We start from the raw sequence: 14027 nt of genomic DNA, 5'->3' as shown, positions 1-14027 counted from the left end.
GTCTCCTACGTGGGCTTCCGGGCGATCCAGATTTGCTCGCGCGCCGTGCGGTCCGCGAACGGCGTGCCGTCGAAGTCACCGAAGCAGGCGTCGACCACGAACCCGGCGTCCGTGAGCAGCGTGCGCGCTTGTGACGGATCGAGCCAACTGAGACTCAGCCGGCGATACCGCCGCCGCGCCAGCGCGCCCTCCGGGTCGAGCTCATCTTCCCACGTCACCACCCGGATCGTTTGCGCCGCCTCGTCCACGAGTGACGTGACCCACAGCAGGGCCTCGGCGCCGGATGCCAGCTGGTACTCCGCCCGCAACTGCACCTGCCGCATGTGAGCGACGAGCGACGGCGTCATCAGGAAATCGTCGAAGACGAAGCGGCCGCCAGGCCGGAGCTGGGAAAACACCTGGGCGATCGCGCGGCGCTTGTCGTCGAGCGCGACGAGATGGCCGAGGCTGTGGTACGGCAAGGCAATCAAGCCGGCCGGCTGATCGAGGTGAAAGGTCCGGAAGTCGGCGTTCAGCAGGGTGAGCCGATCGAGCACGCCGGCGTCCTGGGCGCGCACGCGGCAGCGCTCGAGCATGGCGGCCGACAAGTCGACGCCGATCACGGACTGTCCCCTCGACGCGGCCGCCACGGCAATGCGGCCGTCGCCGACGCCCAACTCCACGACCGGACCCGTCTCGTTCAGATAGGCGTCAACGTAGAACGCCAGGTTGGCCTGCGTCGAGCCCGCCGTCTCGGTCCAGGCCTGGTAGATGTCGGCGAAGCGATCGTATTCGCTGGTCGGCAGCACCGCGCTAACCCAGCTTGACGATGGTGTTCGCCAGGCGCGCGCCGAGCGCGGACAGCGATTTCTTGGCGCGCTCGTTGGTCATGGTGCCCGCTTCGTCGAACGCCTTCGCCACGCCGGGCACCGCAACGAACGGCAACATCAGCACCCCAAGGTTGGCGAGGATCATCGAGACATGAGGCAGGGCGCGGATGGTGCCGAACGCGCCGTTGGACGCGCCCATCAACCCGCCGACCTTGCCCTCGAATAGGGCCCGGCCGCTCTCGCCGTTCGCGTCCTGCGACAGCCAGTCGATGGTGTTCTTGAGCAGCGGCGTGATCGAGGTGTTGTATTCCGGGCTGGCAATCAGCAGGCCGTTCGCCGCCATCATCAGGCCGCGCAACTCGAGCATCGCCGGCGGCACGCCGTGCTCCTCGTGCCAGTCGGCGTGGTAGATCGGCATGGGATAGTCGCCGAGGCTGACGACCGTCACCTCGGCGCCGGCGTCACGCGCCGCCGCCGCGGCCACGGCCAGCACTTTCCGGTTCCAGGAGTCGCGGCGCGCGCTGCCGGCAAAGGCCAGAATTTTCGCGGTGACCATGGCGATCATCTTAGCGCGGTGGACGATGAGCGGTGTTGACGGATACTTGCATTCTTGTGGAGACGCTCAGCTAGGATGCATGTCGTGAAGGGACTGGCGATCGTCGGCGTCCTGGCCATGGCGACACTGGGGGCGGGTCAGCCGGCCACCCCGGCCGTGTCATGCGCGTCGGTGGATCCGCGGACGTCGGGCGACCCGGATCTCTACTGTATTGAGCTGCTGCCGGGAATGGGGATCGAGCAGGGCACCGGGCGGGCGCAGCTGGTGCCGCCGCCGACGCCGTTTGGCATCGCGGTGTCGCCGGCGGGAGAGACGCTGCACGACGTGCGGCTGACGTTACGCGGCCTGCCGCCGCCCTCGTCCCTGGGCGACTTCACCACCTACGTGGCGTGGGCGACCACGCCGCAGATGACCCCGGAGCTGCGGCTCGGCGAAGTGGCCAACGGCGAGGTCACGCTGGGACGGATCCCCTTCGATCGGTTCCTGATCCTGATCACCGCGGAACGTCGCGCCGGCGTCGCCACTCGCGAGGGACGGCTGGTGCTGCGCGGCACGTCAGCCAGCGTCCGGATGCAGCCGCACGATCTCGCGTTTCTGCTCGCCGGCATGATCGATGCCGGCGGCGCGGCGGCCGATCATGCCGGCCACGCCATGCCGGCTCCCGGCGCCTGGACGCCGCCGCCGATGTATCCCGGCGTGTCGATGCCACCCGCGATGATGACGCTGCGGCCCGACGTGTCGTCGTACCTGCCGGCCGACGCCGCCGACACGCCGCTCGCCCGGCCGCGGCAGGTGATGCGGCTCCAGGACGGCGATCGACTCACGCTGACCGCCGCGCCGGTGCGGCGCCAGGTCGCCGGCCGCACGTTCACCATGCTCGGGTTCAACGGCCAATATCCCGGGCCGCTGCTCGACGTCACGGAACAGTCGTCGGTCACGATCACGTTCATCAACCACACCGACTTCGCCACCGCCATCCACTGGCACGGCCTGCGGCTCGACAATCGCTTTGACGGCGCGCCCCACGTCACCCAGGACCCGGTGCCGCCGGGCGGCCGGTTCGAGTACACCGTGCGGTTTCCGGACGCGGGCCTCTACTGGTATCACCCGCATCACCGCGAGGACGTGCTGCAGGACCTCGGCCTCTACGGCAACCTGCTGGTCCGCTCGCGCGAGCCCGGGTTCTTCGGGCCGATGCACCGCGAAGAGACGCTGATGCTGGATGACTTGCTGGTCGCGGGCGACCGGCCGGTCGGCTACGGCCGCGAGTCGCCGACGCACGCGATCATGGGCCGCTTCGGCAACTACCTGATGGTTAACGGTGAGCCGCGCTGGGAGGCCACGGCGCGCCGGGGGGAAGTGGTCCGCCTGCTGCTCACCAACGTGTCGAGCACGCGGGTGTTCAACCTGTCATTCGAGCGGCCCGGCCGGCCCGGCCGCTCCGGCGTGCGCATGAAGCTGGTCGCCTCCGATCTTGGCCGCTACGCGCGCGAGACCTGGGTTGATAACATCACCATCGCCCCGGCCGAGCGCTTCATCGTTGATGCGCGCTTCGATGAGTCCGGCACGGTGTCGCTGGTGAATCGTGTCCGCGCCATCGATCACATCCAGGCGCGCTTCTTCGAGGAGCGGATCGAGGTCGGCGTGGTCTCAGTCGGCAGCGCGCCCGCGTCCCCCGACCTGGCGGCCGCGTTTGGAACGCTGCGCGAGCCGGCCGCCGCGGCGGCGGAGCTGGCGGTGATGCGGCCTCACCTCGCGCGGCCGGTGGATCACGAGCTGCTGGTCACGCTGCAGGCCGGCGACCTGCCGTTTCCGCTGCGGCCGATGATGACGTTCGAGTCGGTCTACCGCAACCCGGTGGAGTGGACCGGGACCATGCCGGAAATGGACTGGGTGGTGTCGGGCCGGCAGGCGCAGTGGCTGCTGCGCGACACGGCGACCGGCCGCACCAACATGGACATCCACTGGCGCTTCAAGGTCGGCGACATGGTCAAGCTGCGGTTCGTGAACGATCGCGCGTCGCTGCACGCCATGCACCACCCGATGCACATCCACGGCCAGCGCTTCCTGGTGGTGTCCACCAACGGGGTGGCCAACAGTCACCTGGTCTGGAAAGACACGGTGCTGCTGCCGGCAGGCTTCACCACCGAGGTGTTGATGGAGGTCACCAATCCCGGAAAGTGGATGTTACACTGCCACGTCGCCGAGCACATTGAGACCGGCATGCGAATGGTCTTCGAGGTCACACCATGAATCGATCGCTCCTCGTCCTGCTCCTGTTGTGCCCCGTGGCCACGGCTGCCCAACCGGCCTCGAAACTAACGCCGGCGGTCCGGCAATACGTGACCGTGCCGGAGGCGGTCGTGGCGCTCACCAACGTGCGCGTGGTCGACGGCACCGGCGCGCCGCCGGCCGAGGGCCAGACCATCGTGATTCGCGACGGCCGCATCAGTAGCGTCAGCGCCGCGGCCGCCGCGCCGATTCCGGCCGGTGCGCGGGTGCTCGACCTGGCCGGCCACACCGTGATTCCCGGCCTGGTCGGGATGCACAACCACACCTTCTACACGACGCGCGGCCGCAGCGTGCAGCTGCAGTTCTCGTCACCGCGCCTCTACCTCGGCTCGGGCATCACCACCGCGCGCACCACCGGCGGCACCTCGCCGTATCACGAGATCAACATGAAGCGCGGCATCGACCGCGGCGAGATCCCGGGGCCGCGCCTGCACCTGACCGGCCCCTACCTCACCGGGCCGGGCGGCGCCTCGACCATGGCGCAGGTCGGCACCTCCGAACAGGCGCGCCGCATCGTCAACTACTGGGCCGATGAGGGCGTCACCTGGTTCAAGGCCTACACCGACATCAGCCGCGAGGCCCTGGCGTCGGCGGTCCGCGCGGCGCACGCGCGCGGGCTGAAGTTTACCGGCCATCTCTGCTCGGTGTCGTTCCGCGAGGCGGTGGCGCTCGGGATTGACAATCTCGAGCACGGCTTCTTCACCAACAGCGACTACGTCCCCAACCGGCAGCCGGACCACTGTCACGACAACATGCGCGACAGCCTGCTCAAGGTCGACATGAACGGCCCTGAGGTGAAGCAGACGATCGCCGAGATGATCAAGAACGGCGTGGCGATGTCGTCGACGCTGGCCGTCTACGAGCTGTCGTTCCCCGACCGGCCGCCGCTCGAGGATCGCGTGCTCGAGGCGCTGTCGCCGGAAGCGCGCGAGGAGTACCTCACCGCGCGCAAGGAGTTCTCGGCGCGCTCGGCCCAGTCGACCATGCCGGAGCTGTTCAAGCGGGCGCAGCAGTTCGAGGTGATGTTCGTGCGCGCGGGCGGGCTGCTGGGCTCGGGCGTGGATCCCACCGGCGTCGGCGGCGCGCTGCCGGGATTCGGCGACCAGCGCAACTACGAGTTGCTGATCGAGGCGGGCTTCACGCCGGTCGAAGCCATCCGGATCATGACGCTGAACGGCGCGCGCATGCTCGGCGTGGACAAGGACCTGGGCTCGATTACGGCTGGCAAGATCGCCGACCTGGCGGTGATTCGCGGCAACCCGATTACCACGCCCGGCGACATCCGGCAGATGACGCTGGTCTTCAAGGACGGCGCCGGCTACGACGCGCCGGCGCTCGTCCAGTCGGTAAAGGGCCTGGTCGGGATTCGCTGACGGCTACTGCGTGCAGCGGGGAGCCGCGACGTTCACGCCCTCCATGAGCAGGGCGCGATAGTTGGCGATCTCCTCCTCGCAGCGCGACTTCTTGCTCGACTCCCAGAATTGGTTCGCGAGCCAGAAGATGCCAGCCGACAGCGGCAGGCCGGGCGTGCGGTAGATCTGCGGCGTGACATGCTCGATGAACTGCCGGTGCGAGGGGGCCGAACCGGGCACAGGGCCGTTGAACAGATCCACGCCCTTGAGCACTTCGATCTTCGGGGCCATGCCGTACACCTGGACCTGGTACTCGAGCCGGAAGGCCGTTCCGGCCTGCTGATCCTTCTCGCGCGACTCGGTGAGAAACAGCCCCTTCTGGATGCGCTCGAGGGACACGCCGAACCGGTTGGGGTCCACGGGCGCCTCGGCCGGTGGCTCTTGCGCCCACGCGGGCGCCGCCAGGCCGAGAAGTAGAGCGGTCAGCGCGAATACCCGCATATGCCCATTATGACGCCGGAACGGGGCTTGGGGCTTGGTCCGTGGTGCTGTGCAATCCGGCACAGATTCAACCCGGCCCGACGCGCGAAGCTTTACTTATGAGCATCACCAGCCATCGACCACGAATCCTGGCGCTCGGCACGCTCGCGCTGCTGGCGGCCCTCGCGACGGCGGCGTGCGCGTCGGTCACCATCAACAAGGTCCTCAGCGATCCCGGCCGCTATCGCGACCAGGAGGTCAACGTGTCGGGCGAAGTCACCGACAGCTTCTCGGTCGGCTCCCGAGGCGCGTATCGCCTCAGGGACGGTTCCGGGCAGCTCTGGGTGGTCTCCGACAAGGGCGTCCCGCGCGACGGCGCGCGGGTCGTGGTGAAAGGGAAGATTCGCGAAGGCTTCAACCTGAGCGGGTTGGGCGACCGGCTCCCGGCAGGGCTCGGCGCCGGCCTGGTCCTGGTGGAGTCGTCTCACAAGGCCAGGTGAAATCGGCGTGTCGCGCGAACCCCAGCTAGAGCATCCCGAGCTGGAGCTTGGCCGCATCCGACATGCGGTCCTTGGTCCAGGGAGGATCCCACACCACCTCGACCTTGGCATCGGTGACGCCCTCGACCGAACGCGCCTTGTCGCGCACTTCGATCGGCAGGGACTGCGCGGCCGGGCAGGCCGGCGCGGTCAACGTCATCTTGACGCCAACCAGTCCGGCGGCGTCGATGATGACGTCGTAAATTAGCCCCATCTCATAGATGTTGACGGGGATCTCCGGGTCGAAGACGGTCTTGAGCGCCTCGACCACCTTCGGGGCGATGGTGTCCATCTTCACCGGATCCGGCGTGATGTCGCCGGTTGCTTGGCTGACTTCGTTGGCGGCGCTGTCTTCGGGCAGGCCGCCGGTGGTCATGACTGGCAAATTCATTCGGTGGATACCGGCGCGTCGCTCTCATGCGCGACCGCCGCCTTCATGGTGTGCCAGGCGAGGCTGGCGCACTTGATGCGCGTCGGAAACTCGCGCACGCCCGCGAGCACCGACAGCTTGCCCAGATCCGCCGTCGGGCCGTCATGGTCCGACGTGATCATGGCGTGGAACTGGTCGAACAACGCCCGCGCTTCATCCGCGGTCTTGCCCTTGAGGGCGTCGGTCATCAGCGAGGCCGAGGCCTTGGAGATGGCGCAGCCCGAGCCCTGGAACGCAACGTCCTTGATCACGCCGCCCTCCATCGCCACGTACAGCGTGAGGCGATCGCCACAGAGCGGGTTGTAGCCTTCCTGCTTGGTCGCCCCCTCGATCACCCGGAAGTTGTGCGGGCGCCGGTTGTGGTCGAGGATGACTTCCTGGTAGAGGTCGGCGAGCTCGCTCATACGAACAGCTCCCGCACCTTATGCAGGCCTCGCACGAGGGCGTCGATGTCCTCGCGCGTGTTGTAAATGCCCAGCGACGCGCGGATGGTCGCGGGAATACAGAAGCGATCCATCACCGGCTGCGCGCAGTGCTGGCCGGTGCGCACCGCGACACCCTGCTGATCGAGAATAGTGCCCGCGTCGTGCGGATGCACGCCCTCGAGCATGAACGACAGGACGCCGGTCTTGTGGCGGGCCTCGCCAATCACGCGGGCGCCGGGCATCTGCTTCACCTGCGCGGTGGCGTAGGCGAGCACGGCATCTTCGTGGGCCAGCGCGGCCTCGCGGTCGATGCCCGCCAGGTACTCGATGGCCGCGCCCAACCCGACGACACCCGCCATGTTGGGCGTGCCGGCCTCGAACTTGTACGGCACCTGGTTAAAGAGGGTCTTCTCGAACGTGACCGACGCGATCATGTCGCCGCCGCCCTGGTAGGGCGGCATCGCCTCGAGCAACGCCGCGCGCCCGTACAGCACGCCGGTGCCGGTCGGTCCGAACATCTTGTGGCTCGACAGCACGTAGAAATCGCAATCAAGCGCCTGCACGTCGATCACCAGGTGCGGCGCCGCCTGCGCGCCATCCACCAGGACGACGGCGCCGACGGCGTGCGCCTGTTCGATCATGGCCTTGATCGGGTTGATGGTGCCGAGCGCGTTCGAGACATGCCCGACCGCGACGATCTTCGTGCGCGCCGACAACAGCGCCGCGTAAGCCTCCTGCTCGAGCTCGCCGGCTTCGTTGATCGGCACGACCTTGATCACCGCGCCGGTCTGTTCCGCCACCATCTGCCATGGGACGATGTTCGAGTGGTGCTCGAGCCACGACAGCAGGATTTCGTCACCGGGCTTCAGCATCGACCGGCCGTAGGCCTGGGCCACCAGGTTGATGCCGTCGGTCGTGCCCTTGGTGAACACGATCGTCCGCGGGTCGGGCGCGTTCACGAACGTCGCCGTCTTGGCCCGGGCGCCCTCGTAGAGGGCCGTCGCGCGCTCGCTCAACAAGTGGGTCGCGCGATGGATGTTGGCGTTGGCGTGGCGATAGTAATCGTCCATCGCCTTCAGCACGGCTTCAGGCTTCTGGCTGGTGTTGGCGCTGTCGAGATAGACCAGCGGCTTGCCATGCACCCGCTCGGACAGGATCGGGAAGTCGGCCCGCACCTGATCGACGTCGAACGGCACGGCGGCCCTGGTGAGCGTGGCCATCAGCGGGCCGTGTCCTTGCGAAGGCGCGCAAAGAAGTTGCTCTCGATCTGCTCGCGCAAGGCCGGGATCTTCAGGCCCTGAATGACCTCGCCGGCAAACGCGTGCAGCAGCATCTCGCGGGCTTCTTCGCGGTTCAACCCGCGGGCCTGCAGATAGAACAAGGCCTCTTCGTCCAACTGCCCCACCGCTGCCCCATGCGTGCACTTCACATCGTCCGCAAAGATCTCGAGCTGCGGATTCGAGTTGATGGTCGCATCGTCCGACAGCAGCAGCGCGCGGTTGGTCTGCTTGGCGTCGGTCTTCTGCGCGTCGAGCTGCACGATGATGCGGCCGTTGAACACCGCCTTCGACTTGCCGGCCAGGATCCCCTTGTAGATTTCGTGGCTGGTGCAGTGCGGCATGGCGTGATCGAGCGAGGTGTGGGTGTCCATGAGCCGCTCGCCGTCGGCGAGGTAGACGCCGTTCATGGTGCAGTCGGCGCCTTCGCCCTTGAGGCCGATGCCGATGTCGTGGCGCATGATGCGGGCGCCGGTCGAGAAGGCGTGCGACTCGAACACGCCCCTGGCTTCGACATGCGCCTGGATGTTGGCGAGGTGAAAGGCCTGGTCCGACTCGCGCTGATCGGTGTAGAGCTCGACCCGCGCGCCCTGGCCGACCACGACCTCCGCCACCGCGTTGTTGAAGTACGTCGCACCCGCGGCGCCAATGAAGGACTGCGCCACGCGGACCTGGCTGTTTTCGCCGGCCACGATCAGGACGCGCGGATGCGCCACCACCGGCTGGTCGCCGCCGGTGACGATCACGATATGAATGGGCGTCTCGACGACCGCCCCCTTGGTCACCATGATCGCGACGCCGTCATCCAGGAACGACGTGTTCAGCGCCGCAAACGGATGCGCGGCGATGCTGAACACCTTGCCGAGGTGCGTCTCGATCCCGTCCGTCGCATCGCGCGCGCCGTCGCGCAGGCTGGCAATGCGCAGGCCCTTGGGTAACGCGCTCAAGTCCGACAGGCCCGCCGCAAACTGGCCATTGACGATGGCCAGGCGCACGGCGCCCGGAACGTTGACGGATGACACCAGCTCCGCCGCCTGCGCGAACGCGCCCTGCGCCAGGGGCCAGTTGGCCTCGGCGATCGGCGACACGTTGGTGAAGCGCCAATCCTCGAGTCGGGTCGTCGGATAGCCGACCGCGGCAAAATGCGTCGCCGCCGCCTCGCGGCGTTCCTTGACCCACGCCGGCGCGGCTTGCACGAGAGCTTCCATTACTTCCTCGCTCCGGTGGGTTCGGTCCAGGCGTAGCCCTTCTCTTCCAGTTCCAGGGCCAGTTCACGGCCGCCCGAGCGGACGATACGTCCGTCGGCGAGCACATGGACGTAGTCGGGCACGATGTACTCGAGCAGGCGCTGGTAGTGGGTGACGACGATGAACGAGCGCTCGGGGCTGCGCATCGCGTTGACGCCGTCCGAGACCACGCGCAGGGCGTCGATGTCGAGGCCCGAGTCGGTTTCGTCGAGCACGGCGAGCGTCGGCTCGAGCACGGCCATGTGGAAGATCTCGTTGCGCTTCTTCTCGCCGCCCGAGAAGCCCTCGTTCACCGACCGCATCAGCATCGACTCGTCCACGTGCAGGACCTTGAGCTTCTGCTTGACGAGCGCCATGAAGTCCATGGCGTCGAGTTCATCGAGCCCCTGCTGCTTGCGCTTGGCGTTGAGCGCCGCCTTGAGGAAATAGGCGTTGTTGACGCCGGGGATCTCCACCGGGTACTGGAACGCCATGAACACGCCCGCGCGGGCGCGCTCGTCCGGGTCCATGTCGAGCAGGTCGTGGCCCTGGTAGTGCACCTCGCCGCCGGTCACTTCATAGCCGGGATGGCCGGCGAGGGCGCGCGCGAACGTGCTCTTGCCCGAGCCGTTGGGCCCCATGATGGCGTGCACTTCGCCGGCCTTCACCGTGAGGTTGATGCCGCGGAGAATTTCCTTGTCTTCGACCCGGACCTGCAGATTCTTGACTTCGAGCATGATTTAACCGACCGACCCTTCGAGAGAAATACCGAGTAGCTTTTGTGCCTCGACCGCGAACTCCATCGGGAGCTCCCGGAACACTTCCTTGCAGAAACCCGACACGATCATGTTGATCGCGTCTTCCTTCGAGATGCCCCGCGACTCGCAGTAGAAGATCTGGTCTTCGCCGATCTTCGAGGTCGAGGCCTCGTGCTCCACCTTCGCGGTGGTGTTCTTGATCTCGAGATACGGGAAGGTGTGCGCGCCGCAGCGATCGCCGATCAGCAGCGAGTCGCACTGCGAGTAGTTGCGCGCGTTGGCCGCGTTCTTGCCAATCTTGACGGCGCCACGATAGGTGTTCTGGCCGCGCCCGGCCGAAATGCCCTTCGAGACAATCGTGCTGCGGGTGTTCTTGCCCAGATGGATCATCTTGGTGCCGGTGTCGGCCTGCTGGTAGTTGTTGGTCACCGCCACCGAGTAGAACTCGCCCACCGAATCGTCACCCTGCAGAATGCAGCTGGGGTACTTCCAGGTGACGGCCGAGCCGGTCTCGACCTGGGTCCAGGTGATCTTGGAGCGGTCGCCCTTGCAGATGCCGCGCTTGGTCACGAAGTTATAAATGCCGCCCTTGCCGTTCTTGTCGCCGGGGTACCAGTTCTGGACGGTCGAATACTTGATGGTCGCGTCCTTGTGGGCCACCAGTTCGACGACCGCCGCGTGCAACTGGTGCTCGTCGCGCATCGGCGCGGTGCAGCCTTCGAGGTAGCTCACCGTCGAGCCTTCGTCCGCGATGATCAGCGTGCGCTCGAACTGGCCGGTGTTCTTGGCGTTGATGCGGAAGTAGGTGGACAGCTCCATCGGGCAGCGCACACCCCTCGGGATGTAGACGAAGCTGCCGTCGCTGAACACCGCCGAGTTGAGCGCCGCGAAGTAGTTATCGGTGTGCGGGACGACCGAACCGACGTACTTCTTGATCAGGTCGGGATGGTCCTTCACGGCCTCCGAAAACGAGCAGAAGATGATGCCCAGCTCCGCCAGCTTGCTGCGGAACGTCGTCGCCACCGAGACCGAGTCGAACACGGCGTCGACAGCCACGTTCGACAGCAGCTTCTGCTCTTCGATCGGGATGCCGAGCTTGTCGAAGGTCGCGCGGATCTCGGGATCGACCTCGTCCAGGCTGTTCAGCTTCTTCTTCTCCGACGGCGCGGCGTAGTAGCTCACGCCCTGGTAATCGATCGGCTCGTACTTGACGTTCTGCCAGTGCGGCTCTGCCATCTTCAGCCACGCGCGGAACGCCTTGAGGCGCCACTCGAGCATCCACTCTGGCTCGCCCTTCTTGGACGAGATCAGGCGGACCACGTCTTCATTGAGCCCAACCGGGATGATGTCCTGCTCGGTATCGGTGACGAACCCATACTTGTATTCGGTATTCGCCAGTTCTTCGATTTGCTTCGTTGCTGTACTCATTGTGTTTTTTTCCGACTCCCGGTTCCCGACTCCCGACTCCCGGAACCGGTCAAGCAGAGAACGACGTGCCGCAGCCGCAGGTGCTGGTCGCATGCGGGTTCTTCAAGGTGAACGTCGTCGCCATCATGTTGTGCTCGTCGAAATCGAGCACCGTGCCGTCGAGCAGCTTCAGGCTGCGCGGATCGACAAACACCTTCGCGCCACCGGCGCCCTCGAACACGACGTCGCTGTCGCGGGCCGAGGCGTCCCAGGCAAACTGGTAGCTGAAGCCCGAACAGCCGCCGGCCTTGATGGCAATCCGCAACCCGCCGCCCGGGTGCTGGTTCTTCGTCAGCTGCTTGTTGATGACGCGCGATGCGCTTTCAGTAATTTCGATCATCTCTCTACCTTCGCCAATGCCTGGTGCGCGGCGTCAACCGCCATGCGCCCGACGTACTCTCGCTCCGGGGCCAGGCCGAGCGCCTCGACGACGCGCTCGGCTGTCAGTGCCTTCGCCTCGTCTACCGCCGCGCCTTCCAGCCACTCGGCCACCAGGCTGGCGCTCGCAATGGCCGCACTGCAGCCAAACACCTTGAACCGCGCTTCCACGACGCGATCCCCGTTCACGCGAACATCGATCCGCGTAACCGTGCCTTCCTCAAACGTTCCCAACACGCCCGAGCCGACGTCGGCCCCGGCGGGCAGCGCCCCCACCCGTTGCGGCTCGCGGACGCGCTTGAGCACCTCGTCCGAGTAGCGCACGTCTTACACCGGCGACATGGCGCGCAGCCGCGTCACGACGTCCGCCACCTTGGCGGCCGCGTAATCGACGTCTTCGGCCGTGGTGCCTCGCCCGATGCCGAATCGCAGCGAGGCCAGTGCCCGGTCCTTCGACAACCCGAGCGCAACGAGCACGTGAGACGGTTCGGCGGCGGTGCACGCGGCACCCGACGACACCGCGATGTCGTCGAGGCTCACCAGCAACGCTTCCCCGTCAACTCCATCGAAGCTCACGTTGAGGTTGCCGGGCAGCCGCGCATCGAGCGAGCCGTTCACCGTCATCCCGTCGGTCGTCGCGTAGAGCGCCTTCAACAACCGCTCGCCAAGCGCCGCGGTGCGCCCGGCCTCTTCCTTCATTTCGGCGCGGGCAATCTCCGCCGCCTGCCCGAAGCCGACAATCCCCGGCACGTTCAACGTGCCCGACCGCAAGCCGCGCTCGTGGCCGCCGCCATCGATCTCGGCAATCGCCGCGACGGTCCGACCCTTCCTCCGCACATACAAGGCGCCGACGCCCTTTGGGCCGTACACCTTGTGCGCCGTGATCGAGGCGAAGTCGACATCGAGCGCCTCGACGTCGAACGGCACCTTCCCCACCGCCTGCACCGCGTCGGTGTGGAACCACGCGCCTTTCGCGTGGGCCAGCGCCGCCGCGTCCTTGATCGGCTGCAGTACGCCGATCTCGTTGTTCGCCGCCATCACGCTGACGAGCGCGGTGCGCTCGGTGATCGCGGCTTCAAGCTCGCCCAGGTCGATCAGGCCGGCGCCGTTGACCGGCAGCACCGTGACCGTCCAGCCCTCGTGCGCGAGCCGCGCCATGGGGTCGAGCACCGCCTTGTGCTCGGTGGCCACCGTCACCAGGTGGTTGCGTTCTCGCCGTGCCTTCGCTGCGCCCTTGATGGCGAGGTTGTTCGCCTCGGTCGCACCACTCGTGAAGATCACGTCCTTGCCGCCCGCGCCGACGAGCGCGGCCACTTGCTTGCGGGCCCGCTCAACCGCATCGCTCGCAGCCCAACCGAACGCGTGCTGCCTGCTGGCTGCGTTCCCGAACTTCTCGGAGAAGAACGGCAGCATGGCCTCGAGCACACGCGCATCCACGGGGGTCGTCGCGTGGTGGTCGAGGTAGATCATGTTCATTCACTCACAACGCCCTTGGCCTCGCCGATCGCCGGAACGAACATCATTCGCGATACCGTCGGCGCAGGTGCCGCCATCGCGGCCTCCGCTTCCGCTGCCATCTCGGCCACGCTGACCGTGTTCAACGCATCGAGAATGCGATTTTTGATCTTCCACAGCGGGTCGCGGATGTTGCACTTGGTGTACTGGTCGCAGGTGTGGTCATCGTCTGAACAGGCCGTGACGGTCACGGGACCATCCACCGACTGGATCACGTCGGCGACGGAAATCGTCGCCGCCGGCCGGCCCAATCGGTAGCCACCGCGCGTTCCCTGCACCGACACGAGCAGGCGCGCGCGCACCATGCGCTGCAGCACCTTGGCGAGCAACTCGAGGGGGATGTCGTACGACTCCGAAATCTCGCGAGCGCTCGACGAGCCGCTGCCATCGGGGCGCGTCGCCAGGTGTTTCATCGCGAGCAATGCGTAATCGGATTTCTTCGAAAGTCTCAGCATAATTTCGGATTCTGCATATACGACCGCAGGAGTCCTATATTAGCCTGTGGATATCCGACACTGCAAGT

At 66.6% G+C, this 14027-nt stretch carries 16 protein-coding genes; 3 read left to right on the top strand and 13 right to left on the bottom strand.

The features are described from left to right. Positions 1–5: 5 nt before the first annotated feature. The gene (locus tag Q8T13_19720) at positions 6–788 is read right to left on the bottom strand and encodes a class I SAM-dependent methyltransferase (GenBank protein MDP3719996.1); all 783 of its coding nucleotides are present in this window, start codon (positions 786–788) and stop codon (positions 6–8) included. A gap of 4 nt (positions 789–792) precedes the next feature. Beyond that, complete coding sequence (locus tag Q8T13_19715) at positions 793–1365, bottom strand: NAD(P)H-dependent oxidoreductase (protein ID MDP3719995.1); 573 nt, start codon at positions 1363–1365, stop codon at positions 793–795. Between the two features lie 84 nt (positions 1366–1449). Between Q8T13_19715 and Q8T13_19710 the strand changes: the two genes are divergently transcribed. Both Q8T13_19710 and Q8T13_19705 read left to right on the top strand, forming a co-directional pair. After that, positions 1450–3618 (top strand): multicopper oxidase family protein, encoded by a 2169-nt coding sequence (locus Q8T13_19710; protein ID MDP3719994.1) that lies wholly within the window; start codon positions 1450–1452, stop codon positions 3616–3618. After that, positions 3615–5030, top strand: a complete 1416-nt coding sequence (locus tag Q8T13_19705) for an amidohydrolase family protein (protein ID MDP3719993.1) — start codon at positions 3615–3617, stop codon at positions 5028–5030. The genes Q8T13_19710 and Q8T13_19705 overlap by 4 nt, the downstream gene beginning before the upstream one ends. Positions 5031–5033: 3 nt before the next feature. Here Q8T13_19705 and Q8T13_19700 read toward each other — a convergent pair whose 3' ends face one another. Then, complete coding sequence (locus Q8T13_19700) at positions 5034–5510, bottom strand: hypothetical protein (GenBank protein MDP3719992.1); 477 nt, start codon at positions 5508–5510, stop codon at positions 5034–5036. A gap of 98 nt (positions 5511–5608) precedes the next feature. On the opposite strand from Q8T13_19700, the gene Q8T13_19695 reads away from it, so the two are divergent. Further along, positions 5609–5989 (top strand): hypothetical protein, encoded by a 381-nt coding sequence (locus tag Q8T13_19695; GenBank protein ID MDP3719991.1) that lies wholly within the window; start codon positions 5609–5611, stop codon positions 5987–5989. A 25-nt stretch (positions 5990–6014) separates the two neighbouring features. On the opposite strand, the gene Q8T13_19690 is transcribed toward Q8T13_19695, so the two are convergent. The 10 genes from Q8T13_19690 to Q8T13_19645 all read right to left on the bottom strand — a co-directional run bounded on the left by Q8T13_19690 (position 6015) and on the right by Q8T13_19645 (position 13959). Continuing rightward, the gene (locus Q8T13_19690) at positions 6015–6320 is read right to left on the bottom strand and encodes an SUF system Fe-S cluster assembly protein (protein MDP3719990.1); all 306 of its coding nucleotides are present in this window, start codon (positions 6318–6320) and stop codon (positions 6015–6017) included. Positions 6321–6415: 95 nt separating this feature from the next. Continuing rightward, on the bottom strand, positions 6416–6862 hold the full coding sequence (locus Q8T13_19685) for an SUF system NifU family Fe-S cluster assembly protein (protein MDP3719989.1): 447 nt from the start codon (positions 6860–6862) through the stop codon (positions 6416–6418). Further along, a complete protein-coding gene (locus Q8T13_19680; protein ID MDP3719988.1) occupies positions 6859–8103 on the bottom strand; it encodes a cysteine desulfurase in 1245 nt (414 codons plus the stop codon). The genes Q8T13_19685 and Q8T13_19680 overlap by 4 nt, the downstream gene beginning before the upstream one ends. After that, positions 8103–9368, bottom strand: coding sequence for a Fe-S cluster assembly protein SufD (sufD, locus tag Q8T13_19675; protein MDP3719987.1), 1266 nt, complete (start codon positions 9366–9368; stop codon positions 8103–8105). The genes Q8T13_19680 and sufD overlap by 1 nt, the downstream gene beginning before the upstream one ends. Next, entirely contained in the window at positions 9368–10123 is a 756-nt protein-coding gene (gene sufC / locus Q8T13_19670) for a Fe-S cluster assembly ATPase SufC (protein ID MDP3719986.1), read from the bottom strand. Before sufC ends, sufD begins: the two co-directional genes overlap by 1 nt. Positions 10124–10126: 3 nt before the next feature. Beyond that, complete coding sequence (gene sufB, locus Q8T13_19665) at positions 10127–11572, bottom strand: Fe-S cluster assembly protein SufB (protein ID MDP3719985.1); 1446 nt, start codon at positions 11570–11572, stop codon at positions 10127–10129. Positions 11573–11621: 49 nt separating this feature from the next. Further along, positions 11622–11951 carry an iron-sulfur cluster assembly accessory protein gene (locus Q8T13_19660; protein MDP3719984.1) on the bottom strand — a complete coding sequence of 110 codons (330 nt, stop codon included), beginning with the start codon at positions 11949–11951 and terminating at the stop codon, positions 11622–11624. Further along, on the bottom strand, positions 11948–12313 hold the full coding sequence (locus tag Q8T13_19655) for an iron-sulfur cluster assembly scaffold protein (protein ID MDP3719983.1): 366 nt from the start codon (positions 12311–12313) through the stop codon (positions 11948–11950). Before Q8T13_19655 ends, Q8T13_19660 begins: the two co-directional genes overlap by 4 nt. Positions 12314–12316: 3 nt before the next feature. Next, the gene (locus Q8T13_19650; protein ID MDP3719982.1) at positions 12317–13465 is read right to left on the bottom strand and encodes an aminotransferase class V-fold PLP-dependent enzyme; all 1149 of its coding nucleotides are present in this window, start codon (positions 13463–13465) and stop codon (positions 12317–12319) included. Then, positions 13462–13959, bottom strand: coding sequence for an Rrf2 family transcriptional regulator (locus Q8T13_19645; protein MDP3719981.1), 498 nt, complete (start codon positions 13957–13959; stop codon positions 13462–13464). The genes Q8T13_19650 and Q8T13_19645 overlap by 4 nt, the downstream gene beginning before the upstream one ends. Between the last annotated feature and the right edge of the window lie 68 nt (positions 13960–14027).

This window comes from Acidobacteriota bacterium, assembly GCA_030697165.1.
Classification (GTDB): domain Bacteria; phylum Acidobacteriota; class Vicinamibacteria; order Vicinamibacterales; family UBA2999; genus 12-FULL-67-14b.
Note: the sequence above shows the minus strand (reverse complement) of the source record. Positions and strands in the feature narration are given on the sequence as shown.

Excerpts from the sequence above, each read along its gene's own strand:
- sufD (MDP3719987.1), bottom strand. The coding sequence starts at position 9,368 with ATGGAAGCTCTCGTGCAAGCCGCGCCGGCGTGGGTCAAGGAACGCCGC.
- Q8T13_19715 (MDP3719995.1), bottom strand. The coding sequence starts at position 1,365 with ATGGTCACCGCGAAAATTCTGGCCTTTGCCGGCAGCGCGCGCCGCGAC.
- Q8T13_19700 (MDP3719992.1), bottom strand. The coding sequence starts at position 5,510 with ATGCGGGTATTCGCGCTGACCGCTCTACTTCTCGGCCTGGCGGCGCCC.
- Q8T13_19695 (MDP3719991.1), top strand. The coding sequence starts at position 5,609 with ATGAGCATCACCAGCCATCGACCACGAATCCTGGCGCTCGGCACGCTC.
- Q8T13_19660 (MDP3719984.1), bottom strand. The coding sequence starts at position 11,951 with ATGATCGAAATTACTGAAAGCGCATCGCGCGTCATCAACAAGCAGCTG.
- Q8T13_19705 (MDP3719993.1), top strand. The coding sequence starts at position 3,615 with ATGAATCGATCGCTCCTCGTCCTGCTCCTGTTGTGCCCCGTGGCCACG.
- Q8T13_19690 (MDP3719990.1), bottom strand. The coding sequence starts at position 6,320 with ATGGACACCATCGCCCCGAAGGTGGTCGAGGCGCTCAAGACCGTCTTC.
- sufC (MDP3719986.1), bottom strand. The coding sequence starts at position 10,123 with ATGCTCGAAGTCAAGAATCTGCAGGTCCGGGTCGAAGACAAGGAAATT.
- Q8T13_19685 (MDP3719989.1), bottom strand. The coding sequence starts at position 6,862 with ATGAGCGAGCTCGCCGACCTCTACCAGGAAGTCATCCTCGACCACAAC.
- Q8T13_19680 (MDP3719988.1), bottom strand. The coding sequence starts at position 8,103 with ATGGCCACGCTCACCAGGGCCGCCGTGCCGTTCGACGTCGATCAGGTG.
- Q8T13_19645 (MDP3719981.1), bottom strand. The coding sequence starts at position 13,959 with ATGCTGAGACTTTCGAAGAAATCCGATTACGCATTGCTCGCGATGAAA.
- Q8T13_19650 (MDP3719982.1), bottom strand. The coding sequence starts at position 13,465 with ATGAACATGATCTACCTCGACCACCACGCGACGACCCCCGTGGATGCG.
- sufB (MDP3719985.1), bottom strand. The coding sequence starts at position 11,572 with ATGAGTACAGCAACGAAGCAAATCGAAGAACTGGCGAATACCGAATAC.